Source organism: Bacillota bacterium (genome assembly GCA_023511835.1).
GTDB lineage: Bacteria > Bacillota > Sulfobacillia > JAIMAT01 > JAIMAT01 > JAIMAT01.
In genome coordinates this window covers 1-14,581 of the sequence record JAIMAT010000054.1, presented here as the reverse complement: position 1 = coordinate 14,581, position 14,581 = coordinate 1, and the positions used below count along the sequence as shown (strand labels likewise).

The following is a 14,581-nucleotide window of genomic DNA, read 5'->3' as shown; positions in this document are numbered from 1 at the left end:
GCGGCGGGCGACGTCCACCATGCGTTCGCCGAAGAGGCCGTTGACGCCGATCAGCACCTTGTCGCCCGGCTCGACCAGGTTGACGAAGAGAGCCTCCATGCCCGCGCTGCCCGTGCCGGAGAGCGCCATGGTGAGCGGGTTCTCCGTGCCGAAGAGGACGCGCAGCCCGTCCATGGTCTCGTTCATCACGTCCAGGAAGGCCGGATCCAGGTGCCCCACGGTGGGCAACGCCAGCGCCTCCAGGACGGGGGCGGGCACCGGGCTGGGGCCCGGCCCCATGAGCAGCCGCTCCGGCAGGCGGAGCGCCCGCAGGTGGGTTCCGGTTCGTTCATCCGTCATCGGCTTCCCTCCTCGTGACCGGATGGAGCCTTCCCGCCCGGCCCGATCCCGGCGGGCTAGGCAGAGACCTCCCCTCCCGCCGCCCGGCCCGGCGCCAGCACGGCCCGGCGGCCGACGGCCAGCGCCAGCCCCGCTGTCGCCACGACGCCCGCCACCAGAAAGACCGTCCCCAGATTGAAGAGGTCCGCCACCCAGCCGCCCAGCGAGGAGGCGACCACCGCCGCCAGCGCGTTGACCGAGTTGAGCAGGCCGAAGGCTCGCCCGCGGAAGCCGGCCGGGCTGTGCAGCCCCATGAGGACGTTGCCGGAGACGATGGTGAGGGCGAAGGCGAAGCCGAGGCAGGTGCGCAGGACGGCCAGCTGGACGAAGCTGCGGGCGAAGGCCTGGGGCAGGGCGAAGAGCGCCGCCAGGCCGAAGCCCAGAGCCAGCGTCTGGGCGTAGCCCAGGCGCTGGCCGATGCGGGCCGAGAGCGACCCCGCGCTGATCTCGGCCAGGCCCGAGAGCGAGAAAAGGAGGCCGGTGGCCGCTTCGGCGGCGCCGGGCACGATGCGCGCGACGAAGAGGCTGAAGACGGGGGCGATGACCATGGCACCGAACTGGAGGCAGAAGAGGAGCGCGTAGACGGTGCGCAGCGCCGGCACCCCCAGCGCCTGGCGCAGGTCGGCCGCCAGCGACTGCCGGCTGCCGGAGGGATGGAACTCCTCGCGCACCAAAAGGAGGACGAGGAGCGTGGCCATCCAGAGCGCGGCACCCGAGACGAAGAAGGTGCCCTGGATGCCGATGAGCTGGGCCAGGAGGCCGCCCAAGAGCGGTCCGACGATGTTGCCGGCGGCGTTGGCCGTCTGCAGCGTGCCCAGCGCCGCCCCCATCTTCTCGCGCGGCGTGTTGCCCGCCACCAGCGCCGTCGCCGCCGGGATGAAGCCGGAGAGCAGGCCGAAGAGCGTGCGCAGCACGAAGAACTGCCCTGCGTCGCGGGCGAAGCCCATCAGCAGGTAGATGAGGCCCAGCGAGAGGCCGGAGCGGAGCAGCATCGGCCGCTGGCCGAAGCGGTCGGCCAGCGCGCCCCAGAGGGGCGAGGCCAGGGCGGTGGCGACGAAGGCGGAGGAAAGGATGAGACCGGAGAGACGCGCCACGCCCCGGTGGACGCCCAGCTGCTCCAGGTAGAGCGGCAGGAACGGCATCACCAGGGAGAAGGCGGCGGCGACCAGCAGGTCTCCGAGCCAGAGCACGTAGAGGTTTCTCTGCCAGGGCTGCATGCCGCGCCAGGGGAAGACCGGGTTCGTAGGGCTCGCCTCGCGTCGCGAAGAAGTCCCGCAACGACGGCCGCAGCCGTCCAGCATGCTCTGCCAGCATCCGGAATCATAACACCGCGGGAGGCGAACTGCCGAGTGAACGGGCTTTCGGGGGCCGCCGGCGACCGCCTGACCTTCGCCTTCGACATGGACGGCACCCTGCTGCTGGGCCAGGAGACGGGCTTCCCCGCCGGCAACCGGGCGGTCGAGGAGGCGCTGCGGGCCCGCGGCCGGAGGGGGCCGGAGGGCGCGAGCCTGATGGGCGAGGCCTACCGCTTCACCACCACGGAGGCCGGGAGCTTCGTCCTCTCCAAGCGCGAGCAGATCCGGGTGGCCATGGCCCTGGCCGGACTGCCGCCCGACGAGGCGGAGGAGGAGCGCCTGCTGGCGCTCTTTCTGGAGCGGGCGCTGCCCCACCGCCGGGCCGATCCCGCCGCTCCGGCGCTGCTGGAGGCGCTGCGCGCCCGCGGCCACCGCGCCGGCGTGGCGACGGCGGCCCCCGCCGACGTGGCGGAGCCCGAGCTGCACGCCGCCGGTCTCGACCGGAGCATCGACTTCCTCCTCACCTTCCGCGAGGCGGGCGCCCCCAAGGGGACGCCGGGTTACGCGCGGGCGCTCCGCCGCCTGGCCGGGCCGGGGCCCTTGGTGATGGTGGGCGACTCGGAGACGGACGTCCTGGCCGGCCGCCTGGCCGGGGCCGTCACCGTCCTGGTGGAGAGGGGGCCCTACCGCGGACTGGAGCCGGACCACCGCGTCCGCGGGCTCGAGGAGATCCTCCCGCTGGCGGGCGAACTGGCCGCGGGGCGCGCCTGAGGTCGCCCCCCGGCGGCCGGCCGGCTCACTCTCCCTCCAGGCGGCGCGCGGAGGCGCCCGTCAGGGCCGGACGCAGACGGAGGAGGCGTGCCCGGCTGCCGGCCCGTTCCAGGATCTGGAGCGCCGCCGCCAGGGCCTGCTCCTGGCAGCGCCCCCGGCAGGGTGCACCGGGATGGAGCCAGACCAGGAGGGAGGGACCGGAGCCGCTCAGGGTGACCGGCAGACCGGCGGCGCGAAGCGCGCCCATGGCCTCGCCCAGACCGGGGACAAGCGCCGCCCGGGGCTGTTCGTGGAAGTCGCCGCGGGCCAGCAGGGGCAGGAGGTCGAGGCGCCCGCCGGCCAGCGCCGCCACCAGGGCGGTGGCGCGCTGCAGCGCCTCGGCCATGGAGCGCCAGGCGAGGCCGTCGGGCAGGGCGGCCCGCGAGGCGCGCGTGAAGAGCGGGCGCTCGGGCACCAGGGCGGCGAAGCGGAGTGGGGACGGCGGCTCGAGGCGGACGGCGACCACGCGCCCCTCCACCGCCGCCGCCGCCGTCAGCCCGCCCAGGAGGGCGGCGGCCGCGTTGTCGGGGTGGCCTTCCTCGCCGGCCACCAAGCCGAGCAGCGCCTCGCCGTCCAGCACCCGGCCCAGCGCCTGGTTGGCGGCCACGGCCCCGGCGGCGACGGCGGCCGCGCTGGAGCCCAGGCCGCGGCCGACGGGAATCTGCGAGCGACGCGTGACGCGGACGCGCCAGCGCCGGCGGTCCACCCCCGCCGCCTCCAGCGTGCGCAGGAAGCCCCGCAGCACCAGGTCGTCGCCCCGCCCCCGCCGCTCCGGCCCGCGCCCGGGCGGCCCGGCCGGCTCCAGCTCCACCTCGCACTCCAGCCAGCGCTCGAGGGCGATGCCCAGGCAGTCGAAGCCGGAGCCCAGGTTGGCCGAGCTGGCCGGGGCGCGGGCCAGATAGCGGCCCGGGACGGGCCGCGGGGCCGTTCGCCGCGCGGCGCCGGGCCGGGCGGCGCCGCTCATGCGACCCCCGACCCGGCCAGGAGGCGCTCGGCGATCCGCCCGGGCTCCGCCTCCACGCTCTCCAGCGACCGCTCCACCAGGTCGCCGCCCAGCGCCGTCTCCGGATCCTTCAGGCCGTTGCCGGTGAGGACCGCCACCACGCGCTGGCCCGCCTCCAGCACGCCCGCCGCGGCCAGGCGGCGCAGGCCGGCCACCGGGGCGGCCGAGGCGGGCTCGGCGAAGAGCCCGCTCAGGCGCGCGAGGGCGGCGTAGGCCTCGAGGATCTCCCGGTCGGAGACCGCCAGGATGGCGCCTCCCGACTCGCGCGCCGCCGCCAGCGCGCGCTCGCCGCTGGCGGGACGGCCGATGCGGATCGCCGAGGCCACCGTCTCCGGCCGCTCCACCGGATGGCCCAGGACCAGCGGCGCCGCCCCCTCGGCCTGGAAGCCGAAGAGGCGCGGCAGGCCCGGGCTCCGGCCGGCGCGGTGGTATTCGCGGAAGCCCATCCAGTAGGCGGTGATGTTGCCCGCGTTGCCCACCGGCAGCGCCAGCACGTCGGGCGCTCCGCCCAGCTGCTCCACGACCTCGAAGGCCGCCGTCTTCTGGCCCTCCAGGCGCATGGGGTTGACCGAGTTGACCAGGGCCAGCTCCGGCCGCTCCGCCGCCAGCCGCCGCGCCGCCTCCAGCGCCTGGTCGAAGTTGCCGCGCACGGCCAGGACGCGGGCCCCGTAACGGACGGCCTGGGCCAGCTTGCCGCGGGCGATCTGGCCCTCCGGGATGAGGACGGTGGCGCGGATGCCGGCGGCCGCCGCGTAGGCGGCCGCCGAGGCGGAGGTGTTGCCCGTCGAGGCGCAGACGAGGTGGCGCGCCCCCTCCTCCAGCGCCTTGGCCACCGCCACCACCATGCCCCGGTCCTTGAAGGAGCCGGTGGGGTTCTGTCCCTCGAACTTGAGATAGAGGCGGATGCCGCCGCCCACCCACTCTGCCAGGCGCGGCGCGGACAGGAGGGGGGTGCCCCCCTCGTAGAGCGTCAGCTCGGGCGTCCGCTCGGTGCGCGGCAGGAAGTCTCCCCACTCCGCCCAGACGCCTCTCCACACGGCTCCCACGCTCCCCAGGCCCGGGTTCCGCCATAGTTCGCCGCCCGCGCGGGCGATCCTCCAGCCTCCAGCGGGGCGCAGCCGGAGGCGGGAGGGGTGGCGGGCGGGCCCCGCAGGCAGTAGAATTCCGCTCAACACGCAAGGGGTGTCCGAGCCTTGACCGAACCTCTGGTCGTCGCCCTCCTCGGTTTCGGCAACGTCGGTTCGAGCGTCTGGCAGCTGATCGAAGAGCGCTCGCGCCGGCTCGGCTGGGCCGCCGGCCGGCCCATCGCGGTGCGGCGGGCGCTGGTGCGCGAGCCGGGGAAGACGCGCCCGGTGACGCCGCCGCCCGGCTTCCTGACGACCGACCTGGACGAGCTTCTCGACGATCCGGCGGTGGAGGTGGTGGTGGAGCTGATGGGCGGCCTCGAGCCGGCCGGAAGCTACGTCCGTCGCGCCCTGGCCGCCGGCAAGAGCGTGGTGACGGCCAACAAGGAGCTGATCGCCCACCACGGGCCCGAGCTCCTCCGCCTTGCCCGCGAGCACGGCGCGCAGCTTCGCTTCGAGGCCTCGGTGGGCGCCGGCATCCCCATCATCCGCCCCATCGAGGAGATGCTGGTGGCCAACCGGATCACGCGGGTGACCGGCATCCTCAACGGGACGACCAACTACATCGTCAGCCGCATGGCCTCGGCGGGAGCCACCTTCCGCGAGGCGCTGGCCGAGGCGCAGGAGCTGGGCTACGCCGAGCCCGACCCCTCCGACGACGTGGAGGGGCGCGACACGGCGAGGAAGCTGGCCATCCTGGCCAGCTACGCCTTCGGCTCCTGGGTCTCGCCCGAGGCGGTCTACACCGAGGGGATCACGGCGCTCGACCCGGTCGACCTGGGCTACGCCGCCCAGCTGGGCTACGCCGTCCGGCTCGTGGGCACCGCCATCCACCGCGAGGCGGGCATCGAGGCGCGCGTCCACCCCGCGCTGGTGCCGCTGGATCATCCGCTGGCCAGCGTGCGCGGTGCCGCCAACGCCATCTTCGTCGAGGGTGACCCGGTGGGCGAGCTGATGTTCTACGGCCTCGGCGCGGGCGGCTACGCCACCGCCAGCGCCATCCTGGGCGACCTGGTCCAGGTGGCGCGCGGCAGCCGGCCCTGGCGGCCGGAGCCGCGCAGCGGCGCCGATGCGCTTCCCGTGCTGCCCGCCGACGCCATCCGCTCGGCCTACTACCTGCGCCTGGAAGTGGCGGACAGCCCGGGGACGCTGGCGGCGTTGGCCGGGGCCATGGCCCGCCACGGCATCAGCCTCCGCCAGGTGCTGCAGATGCGCAGCCAGGGCGAGCGGGCGGAGGTGGTCTTCGTCACCCATCCCGCGCGCGAGGCGGAGATGCGCCAGGCGCGGGAGGACGTGGAGGCGCTTCCCAGCGTCTACCGCGTCGCCTCGCTCCTCCGCTACCACGATGGAAGCCAGGCTGCGCTGTCCCCCGAAGCCGGCGGCCTGCGGCACCCCTGACTCCCTGTCGCGCATAACTATGAGCCACACTTGAATATTCATGCATCCGCGACTATACTGTGCGGCAGTCCGTCCGCCCTGCCCGGGCGCGGGCGGGGGAGACCGGCGATCGAGGGGGCGAGCGGGGTGGCATGGGCTCTCGGGGCGCAGGGGTCGGGCGAGCGGACCGGCCGGGCTGCGGAGGAGCGGCTGCGGAACGGTGCCGCTCCGGGGGGAGGCGGGCCGCGGCGGATCGTGCTCGCCTACTCCGGCGGCCTGGACACGTCCGTCATCATCCCCTGGTTGCGCGAGCATTACGGCGCCGAGGTGGTCGCCCTGACCGTCGACGTGGGCCAGGGCGAGGACCTGGAGGCGGTCCGCGCCAAGGCGCTGGCCTCCGGGGCCTCGCGCGTCCACGTGGTGGACGCGCGGCGCGAGTTCGTGGAGGAGTTCGTCTGGCCGACGCTCCGCGCCGGCGCCGTCTACGAGGGCAAGTATCTCCTGGGCACCGCCATGGCGCGGCCGCTCATCGGTCGCCACCTGGTGCGCGTCGCCCGGGAGGAGGGAGCCGACGCCGTCGCCCACGGGGCGACGGGAAAGGGCAACGACCAGGTCCGCTTCGAGCTGGCGGTCAAGGCGCTGGCCCCCGACCTCCGCGTCATCGCGCCCTGGCGGGAGTGGGAGCTCCGCTCGCGCGAGGACTGCATCGACTACGCCGAGGCACACGGCGTGCCCGTGCCGGCCACGCGCGAGAAGCCGTACAGCCGTGACCGCAACCTCTGGCACCTGAGCCACGAGGGGGGCGACCTGGAGGATCCCGGCCGCCTCCCCGCCGACGACGTCCTCCTCTGGTGCACGCCGGTGGAGGAGGCCCCCGACCGGCCCGAATGGCTGCGCGTCGACTTCGAGCGCGGCCTGCCGGTGGGGCTGGAGGGCCTGCGCCTGGAGCCGGTGGAGCTGCTGGAGCGGCTCAACGAGCTGGGCGCGCGCCACGGCGTGGGCGTGGTCAGCATGGTGGAGAACCGGCTGGTGGGCATGAAGTCGCGCGGCGTCTACGAGACGCCGGGGGGCTCCATCCTGGTGGCGGCCCACCGCGAGCTGGAGTCGCTGGTGCTGGACCGGGCCACGCAGCACTTCAAGAGCCTGGTCGCGGAACGGTACGCCGAGCTGGTCTACGACGGCCTCTGGTACACGCCGTTGCGCGAGGCGCTGGATGCCTTCGTGCGCTCCACCCAGGAGCGGGTGACGGGGAGTGTCACCCTGCGCCTCTACAAGGGCTCGGTGCAGGCGCTGGCGGCCGAGTCGCCCTACTCGCTCTACCGGCCCGACTTGGCCACTTTCGGGGAGAGCGCCTACGACCAGAAGGACGCCGCCGGCTTCATCAAGCTCTTCGGCCTGCCCGTCCAGGTCCGGGCGGAGCTCAACCGCGAGCTCTGCCGGCAGGGCGCCGCGGAGAGCGGGGCGGCCGCCGCCCGTCCCGCCGCGGAGGCGGAGGCGCGAGGCCTGGCCGGGGTGCAGGCGGCGCCGTGACGGGGGGGAAGGTCTGGGGGGGCCGCTTCCGCGAACCGGCGGCCGCGGAGGCGGAGGCCTTCACCGCCTCGCTCGCCTTCGACCGGCGGCTCTGGCCGGAGGACCTGGCGGGCAGCCGCGCCCACGTGCGCATGCTGGCGGCCAGCGGGATCCTGGCGCAAGAGGAGGCGGAGCAGCTCCTCGGGGGCCTGGAGGCGGTGGAGGCGGAGATCCGCGCTGGCAGCTTCCCCTGGCGCCGCGAGGACGAGGACGTCCACATGGCGGTGGAGCGCCGCCTGACCGAGCTGGTCGGCCCGGTGGCGGGGAAGCTCCACACGGCCCGCTCGCGGAACGACCAGGTGGCGCTGGACACCCACCTCTGGGCGCGGTCGGCGGCGGAGCGGCTGGCCGGGCGGGTGACGGCGCTCCAGGCGGCGCTGCTGGAGCTGGCCGAGCGGGCCCCCGGGACGGTGATGCCGGGCTACACCCACCTCCAGCACGCGCAGCCGGTCCTCTGGGCGCACCACTGGCTGGCCTTCTTCTTCATGTTCCAGCGCGACCGGGAGCGGCTGCTGCGGGCGGGCGAGGCGGCGGACCGCATGCCGCTGGGGGCCGGTGCGCTGGCCGGCACCCCCTTCCCCGTCGACCCGGCTCGGGTGGCGGCCGAGCTGGGCTTCTCGCGGCTCTACGAGAACAGCATGGACGCCGTCTCCGACCGCGACTACCTGGCCGAGCTCCTCTTCGCCTGCGCCCTGGCCGCCGCCCACCTGAGCCGCCTGGGTGAGACGCTGGTCCTCTGGTCGAGCCGCGAGTTCGGCTTCGTGGAGTTTGCCGACGCCTACGCCACCGGCTCGAGCATCATGCCCCAGAAGAAGAACCCGGATGTGGCCGAGCTGGTCCGCGGCAAGGCGGGGCGCGTCTACGGCGACCTGCTGGCGCTCCTCACGGTGCTGAAGGGCTTGCCGCTCGCCTACGCCTCGGACCTCCAGGAGGACAAGGAAGCGGCCTTCGACGCCGTCGACACCCTGGACCGCTCGCTTGGCGCGCTGACCGGCGCCCTGCGCACGCTGCGCGTGGACGTCTCCCGGCTCGAGCAGGCGACGGCGGGCGACTACTCCACCGCCACCGAGCTGGCCGACCACCTGGCCGCGCGCGGCCTTCCCTTCCGCGAGGCGCACCGCCTGGCGGGCCGGATCGTGGCCGACTGCCTCGAGGCGGGACGCCCTCTGGAGGCGCTGGGACTCGAGGAGCTGCGCCGCTACTCGCCGTTCTTCGAGGCGGACGTGCTGGAGGCGCTCCGGCCGGCCGTCTCCGCCGCCCGCCGTCGCTCCCCGGGCGGGACGGCGCCGGAGCGGGTGCGCGAGCAGATGGAGCTGGCGCGCCGGCTCCTGGAGGGAGTCTCCGCCGATGGCTGAACGCCCGCGCGTCGCCGTAGTGGGGGCCACCGGCTACACCGGCCTGGAGCTCTGCCGCCTCCTGCTCCTCCACCCCGGCGTCGAGCTGACCGCGGTGGCCGCCCGCTCCGAGGCGGGCCGGAGCCTGGGCGAGCTCTACCCCCACCTGGCCCGGCTGGCCGGCGGGCGGCTCCTCCTGCCGCCGGATCCCGGGCGGCTGGCCGGGGAGGCGGAGGTGGTCTTTCTGGCCCTGCCGGGCGGCGAGAGCCCGGCCTTCGTGGAAGCGCTGCGCGAGCGGGGTCGGGCGGTGATCGACCTGGCGGGCGACCTCCGCCTGGAGCGCTACGAGGAGTACCGGCGCTGGTACGGCGGCCGCGCCGGCCAGACGCTGGAGCCGGAGCGCTACGCGCGCCTGCGCGCGGGCGCGGTCTACGGGCTGAGCGAGCTCCGCCGGCGGGAGCTGCTCGACCTCGGTCGGGCCTGGCGGGAGGGCGGCGCGGAGGCGCCGCTGGTCCTCAACCCGGGCTGTTACCCGACGGCGGCCATCCTGGCGCTGGCGCCGCTCCTCGCCGCGGGGTGGCTGGAGCCGGAGAGCCTGGTCATCGACGCCAAGTCGGGCGTCACCGGGGCCGGGCGGAGCGTCGGCCCGGAGTACGCCTTCGCCGAGCTGGAGGGGAACTTCGCCGCCTACAAGGTGGGCCGCCACCAGCACCGGCCGGAGATCGCCCAGGAGCTGGGGCGGATTGCCGGCGAGCCGGTGGACCCGCTCTTCACCGCCCACCTCCTTCCGGTCCGGCGCGGGATCCTGGTCACCGCCTACGGGCGCCTGCGCCGCCCGGCGGCGGAGGCGGAGGTGGGCGAGGTGCTGGCGGCCTTCTACCGCGACGAGCCCTTCATCCGGCTCCTGCCGCCGGGCCGGAGCCCGCAATTGCGCGACGTGACCTGCGCCAACGAGGTCCACCTGGGCTTCGGCCTGGACGAGGACGGGCGACGGGTCACCCTTTTCGCCGCGCTCGACAATCTGGTGAAGGGCGCCGCCGGTCAGGCGGTCCAGAACATGAACCTGCTCCTCGGCCTGCCCGAGGAGCAGGGACTGCAGGCCGCGGCCTTGCGGCCTTGAGGAGGGGAGAGGGTGGGCATCCTGCCGGAGATGGGCCGGCCGGCTGCGGAGGCAGCCGCCTTGCCGCAGGCGGGGGTGACCGCCCCCGCGGGCTGGAAGGCTGCCGGCGTGCACGCCGGACTGAAGCGGCAGCGGCCGGACGTGGCGCTCCTGTTCTCGGAGCGCCCTGCCTGGGCGGTGGCCACCTACACCCGCAACCGGGTGCAGGCGGCGCCGGTGCAGGTGACGCGGGCGCTCCTGGGGCCGGAGGGCGGCTGGCTGCGGGCGGTGGCGGTCAACAGCGGCAACGCCAACGCCTGCACGGGCGGGGAGGGGTTGGCGCGGGCGCTGCGCATGCAGGCGCGGGCGGCGGGCGCGCTCGGCCTGGCGACGGAAGAGGTGGCGGTGGCCTCCACCGGCGTCATCGGCGTCCAGCTGCCCGAGGAGCCGCTGGCGCGGGGGCTGGAGGAGGCGGCGGCGGCGCTGGGGCGGGGGCCCGAGGCCGACGAGGCCTTCGCCCGGGCCATCCAGACCACCGATACCACGCTCAAGCAGGTGGCGCTGGAGGTGGAGGTGGCGCCCGGCGAGCGCGTGCGGGTGGGCGGGGCGGCCAAGGGCTCGGGGATGATCCACCCCGACATGGGGACCATGCTCGCCTTTCTCACCAGCGACGCCCTGCTGGGGGCGGAGGGCCGCGCCGCGCTGGCGGCAGCCTGGCGGCGGGTGGTGGAGCGGACGTTCAACCGGGTGACCGTCGACGGCGACACCTCCACCAACGACATGGCGCTCCTCCTGGTCAACGGCGCCTCGGGCGTGGACGTGGGCGCGCCCGCCGGCACGGTGGAGCCGGAGGGTGGCGCCGGCGGCCGCTGGGAGTGCTGGCTCCGGGCGCTGGAGGAGGCGGCCAGGCAGCTGGCGCGGGCCATCGCCGCCGACGGCGAGGGCGCCAGCCGGCTGATCGAGGTGGAGGCCAGCGGGCTGGGCGACGAACGGGAGGCGGCGGCGGTGGCGCGGACGGTGGCCGGCTCGGCCCTGGTCAAGTCGGCCGTCCACGGCGGCGACCCCAACTGGGGGCGGGTGCTGGCGGCGGCGGGACGGGCCGAGGTCGGGGGCAGGCCGGTGCTCTTCGACCCGGAGCGGGCGGAGCTGCGCATCGGGGGCGTCCCCGTCTACCTCCGCGGGAAGCCGCTCTGGGAGCGGGAGCAGGAGGCGGCGGAGGCGATGCGGCGGCCGGAGGTGCGCATCGAGCTCTTCCTGGGCGACGGGCCCGGCCGGGCGACGGCGTGGGGGTGTGACCTGAGTGCCGACTACGTTCGGATCAACGCGGCCTACCGGACCTGAGGGCCGGCCCGGCCGGGGCGCCCCGCGCTGGCTGGTGGTCAAGCACGGCGGCTCGCTGGGCGGCGGGCTCGGCAGCCTGCCCGGCGACCTGGGCCGGCTGGCCGCGTCGGGCTTGCGACCGGTGGTGGTCCACGGCGGCGGTCCGGAGCTGAGCCGCTGGAGCGCCCGGCTGGGCATCGAGCCGCGCTGGCGGGACGGGCTGCGCGTCACCGACGCCGCCACCCTGGAGCTGGCCGAGATGGTGCTGGCCGGTCGCGTCAACCGCCGCCTGACCGCCGCCCTGGCGGCCGCCGGCCTGCCGGCCGTCGGCCTGGCCGGCCTGGACGGCGGGCTGCTGGAGGTGGCGCCGGCGGCGCCCGAGGAGGGATTGGGCTTTGTGGCGCGCGTCCGCCGGGTGGAGCCGGCGCTCCTGGAGACGCTGGCGGCGGGGGGCTTCCTGCCGGTGGTGGCGCCGCTCGGGCGGGCGGGCGAGCAGACCTACAACATCAACGCCGACCAGGTGGCGGCCGCGCTGGCGGCCGCGCTGGGCGCCACGCTGGTGCTCCTGACGGACGTGCCGGGGGTCTCCGCGGGGGGCAGCTGGCGGACCCGGCTGGAGCCGGGCGAGGCGCGGGCGCTGCTGGCCAGCGGCGAGGCCGCGGGCGGCATGCGGCCCAAGCTGGAGGCCTGCCTGGAGGCGCTGGCCGGGGGCGCGCCGCGCGTGGTCATCGTCGACGGGCGGGCTCCGCACGCGCTTCTCCGGGCGCTGGGCGGCGAGCTGGAGGGCGTGGGCACCGAGCTGGCGCCGGCGGGCGCCGGGACGGCCGGCCGGGACGGATGGTTCGTGCGGGAGGAGGCGGAGGGTTGAGCGCGGCGGAGAACGGGAAGGCAGAGGAGCTCCGGGCGGAGGGCGGGCGCCACCTGCTGCCGGTCTACAACCGGGCGCCGGTGGCGCTGGTGCGCGGGGAGGGCGCCTACGTCTGGGACGACGAGGGGCGGCGCTACCTGGACTTCGCCGGCGGCATCGCCGCCAGCGTGCTGGGCCACGCGCACCCGGCGCTGGTGGCGGCGGTGGCGGAGCAGGCCGCGCGGCTGATCCACGTCTCCAACCTCTACCGCATCCCGCTGCAGGAGCGGGTGGCCGAGCGCCTGGCAGAGGTGACCGGCCTCGACCGCTTCTTCTTCTGCAACAGCGGCACGGAGGCGACGGAGGCGGCCATCAAGCTGGCGCGCCGCTGGGGGCACGGGCGGGGCGTGGCCGAGCCCGAGATCCTCACCTTCGAGGGGGGCTTCCACGGGCGGACGCTGGGCTCGCTGGCGGCCACGGGCAACCCCCACTACAGCGAGGGCTTCGGCCCGCTGCCGGCGGGCTTCCGGCAGCTGCCCTGGAACGACGCGGGCGCGCTGGCGGAGGCGGTCACCCCCTCGACGGTGGCCGTCCTGCTGGAGGTGATCCAGGGGGAAGGGGGCGTCCGCGAGGCCGAGCCGGGCTTCCTGGAGGCGGTCCAGGCGCTCTGCCGGAGCCGCGGCCTGCTCCTGATGGTGGACGAGGTGCAGACGGGCATGGGGCGGACCGGCCGCTGGTTCGCCTACCAGGAGGCCGGGCTGGAGCCGGACGTGGTGACGCTGGCCAAGGGGCTGGCGGGGGGCGTCCCGGTGGGCGCCGTGGGCGTGCGCGAGGCGCTGGCCGGCGTGCTGGGGCCGGGCAGCCACGGCTCCACCTTCGGAGGCAACCCGCTGGCCATGGCCGCCGCCTGGGCGACGCTGGAGGCCATCGCCGGCCAGGGGCTGGTGGAGCGGGCGCGCGAGCTGGGCGCACGCCTGCGCGACGGGCTGGAGGAGCTCCGCCGACGCCACCCCTCGCTCCTGGAGGTGCGCGGGCGCGGGCTGATGCTGGGCCTCCGCCTGGCCGAGCCGCCGGCGGCGCTGGTGGCCGGCCTGCGCGAGGAGGGGCTCCTGGCGGTGGCGGCGGCGGAGAACGTGGTCCGCTTCCTGCCGCCGCTGGTCATCGGCGAGGCGGAGGTGGAGGCGGCGCTGGAGATGACGGAGCGGGCGCTGGCGGAGGCGGACCGGCGGCTGGCCGCCGCGCAGCCCCAAGCGGCGGAGGCGGGACGATGAGCGGGGGGATGGCGGCCGGCTTCGAGCCGGGGGAGCCCGGCGGGCTGCTCCTGGCCAGCGGGGAGCTCTTTCTGGGGCGTCTGGTCAGCTGGCCCTCCCAGCCCCCCGCCGCCGCCTGGGCGGGCTCGGAGGAGGCGGTCTGGGGCGAGGGCGTCTTCAACACCTCCATGACCGGCTACCAGGAAGTGCTGACCGATCCCAGCTACGCCGGCCAGGTGGTGGTGATGACCTACCCCTTCATCGGCCACTACGGCCTCTCCTCCGAGGCCGACCAGGCGCTGGAGCCGGCGGTCGCCGGCTTCGTGGCGGGCGAGCTCTGGCGCGAGCCGGACCGGGGCGGCGCCGGCGAGATCGTGGCCTGGCTCCGCCGCCGCGGGGTGCCGGCGCTGGAGGGAGTGGCCACGCGGAAGCTGGCCATCCGCCTGCGCGAGGGGGGTGACACGGCGCTGGCGCTGGTGCGGGGCGGGCTGCTGGCCCGGCTGGAGCGGCTCGACGACCCTGCCGAGCGGGTGGCGGCGCTCCCCTGGCCGGAGCGGCCGCGCGACCTGGTGGCGCGCGTGGTCCGCCACGGCCGCCTGCTCCTGGGCCGGGGGGACGGCCGCGGCCCGCGCCTGGCGGTGCTCGACCTGGGCACCAAGCGCCGCATCCTCGACGAGCTGATGCGCGCCGGCGCCTCGCTGGAGCTGCTGCCCTGGAACGCCACCGCCGCCGAGATCGTCGCCTCGGACCCGGACGGCCTGGTGGTGACCAACGGCCCCGGCGACCCCGCCGACCTGCCGGGGGTGGAGGCGGCGCTCCGCCAGGTGGCGGGGCGGATTCCCACCTGGGGCATCTGCCTGGGCCACCAGGTGCTGGCCGCCGCCTTCGGCGCCCGCACGGGCCGCCTGCCCTACGGGCACCGCGGCGGCAACCACCCGGTGCAGGAGCTGGAGAGCGGGCGCGCCTTCGTCACCGCGCAGAACCACGGCTATGCGGTGCTGGGCGAGGCGCTGCCCGACGAGCTGGAGGTGACGCACGTGGAGCTGAACGACGGGGTGGTGGAGGGGCTGCGCCACCGGCGGCTGCCGGTCTGGAGCGTCCAGTTCCACCCCGAAGGCGCGCCGGGACCGCTGGAGTCGCGCGCCCTCTTCCGCCAGTTCGTGGCCCGGGTGGCC

General features: G+C 76.0%; 13 protein-coding genes. 9 read left to right on the top strand and 4 right to left on the bottom strand.

Annotated features, from left to right (window positions below; all coding sequences use genetic code 11):
* A partial coding sequence (locus tag K6U79_08410; protein MCL6522374.1) for an alanine--glyoxylate aminotransferase family protein occupies window positions 1-339 on the bottom strand: 339 nt, incomplete at its 3' end.
* A 56-nt stretch (window positions 340-395) separates the two neighbouring features.
* Complete coding sequence (locus tag K6U79_08405; GenBank protein MCL6522373.1) at window positions 396-1,568, bottom strand: MFS transporter; 1,173 nt, start codon at window positions 1,566-1,568, stop codon at window positions 396-398.
* Between the two features lie 159 nt (window positions 1,569-1,727).
* Here K6U79_08405 and K6U79_08400 point away from each other — a divergent pair, with 159 nt between their 5' ends.
* On the top strand, window positions 1,728-2,444 hold the full coding sequence (locus K6U79_08400; GenBank protein ID MCL6522372.1) for a haloacid dehalogenase-like hydrolase: 717 nt from the start codon (window positions 1,728-1,730) through the stop codon (window positions 2,442-2,444).
* Window positions 2,445-2,469: 25 nt separating this feature from the next.
* On the opposite strand, the gene K6U79_08395 is transcribed toward K6U79_08400, so the two are convergent.
* Window positions 2,470-3,447 (bottom strand): homoserine kinase, encoded by a 978-nt coding sequence (locus K6U79_08395; GenBank protein MCL6522371.1) that lies wholly within the window; start codon window positions 3,445-3,447, stop codon window positions 2,470-2,472.
* Window positions 3,444-4,532, bottom strand: coding sequence for a threonine synthase (gene thrC, locus K6U79_08390; GenBank protein MCL6522370.1), 1,089 nt, complete (start codon window positions 4,530-4,532; stop codon window positions 3,444-3,446). Before thrC ends, K6U79_08395 begins: the two co-directional genes overlap by 4 nt.
* A gap of 147 nt (window positions 4,533-4,679) precedes the next feature.
* Between thrC and K6U79_08385 the strand changes: the two genes are divergently transcribed.
* From K6U79_08385 to carA, 8 genes are all read left to right on the top strand, one after another.
* Window positions 4,680-6,008 (top strand): homoserine dehydrogenase, encoded by a 1,329-nt coding sequence (locus tag K6U79_08385; protein ID MCL6522369.1) that lies wholly within the window; start codon window positions 4,680-4,682, stop codon window positions 6,006-6,008.
* Between the two features lie 189 nt (window positions 6,009-6,197).
* Window positions 6,198-7,517: an argininosuccinate synthase gene (locus tag K6U79_08380; GenBank protein MCL6522368.1), complete on the top strand. Its 1,320-nt coding sequence runs from the start codon at window positions 6,198-6,200 to the stop codon at window positions 7,515-7,517.
* Window positions 7,514-8,911 carry an argininosuccinate lyase gene (gene argH / locus K6U79_08375; protein MCL6522367.1) on the top strand — a complete coding sequence of 466 codons (1,398 nt, stop codon included), beginning with the start codon at window positions 7,514-7,516 and terminating at the stop codon, window positions 8,909-8,911. Before K6U79_08380 ends, argH begins: the two co-directional genes overlap by 4 nt.
* Complete coding sequence (gene argC, locus K6U79_08370; GenBank protein MCL6522366.1) at window positions 8,904-10,010, top strand: N-acetyl-gamma-glutamyl-phosphate reductase; 1,107 nt, start codon at window positions 8,904-8,906, stop codon at window positions 10,008-10,010. The genes argH and argC overlap by 8 nt, the downstream gene beginning before the upstream one ends.
* Window positions 10,011-10,040: 30 nt before the next feature.
* Window positions 10,041-11,330: a bifunctional glutamate N-acetyltransferase/amino-acid acetyltransferase ArgJ gene (argJ, locus tag K6U79_08365; protein MCL6522365.1), complete on the top strand. Its 1,290-nt coding sequence runs from the start codon at window positions 10,041-10,043 to the stop codon at window positions 11,328-11,330.
* Window positions 11,331-11,364: 34 nt separating this feature from the next.
* Complete coding sequence (gene argB, locus K6U79_08360; GenBank protein MCL6522364.1) at window positions 11,365-12,177, top strand: acetylglutamate kinase; 813 nt, start codon at window positions 11,365-11,367, stop codon at window positions 12,175-12,177.
* A complete protein-coding gene (locus K6U79_08355; GenBank protein ID MCL6522363.1) occupies window positions 12,147-13,427 on the top strand; it encodes an aspartate aminotransferase family protein in 1,281 nt (426 codons plus the stop codon). Before argB ends, K6U79_08355 begins: the two co-directional genes overlap by 31 nt.
* 8 nt (window positions 13,428-13,435) lie before the next feature.
* The coding region (gene carA, locus K6U79_08350; protein MCL6522362.1) for a glutamine-hydrolyzing carbamoyl-phosphate synthase small subunit at window positions 13,436-14,581 on the top strand (1,146 nt) is incomplete at its 3' end.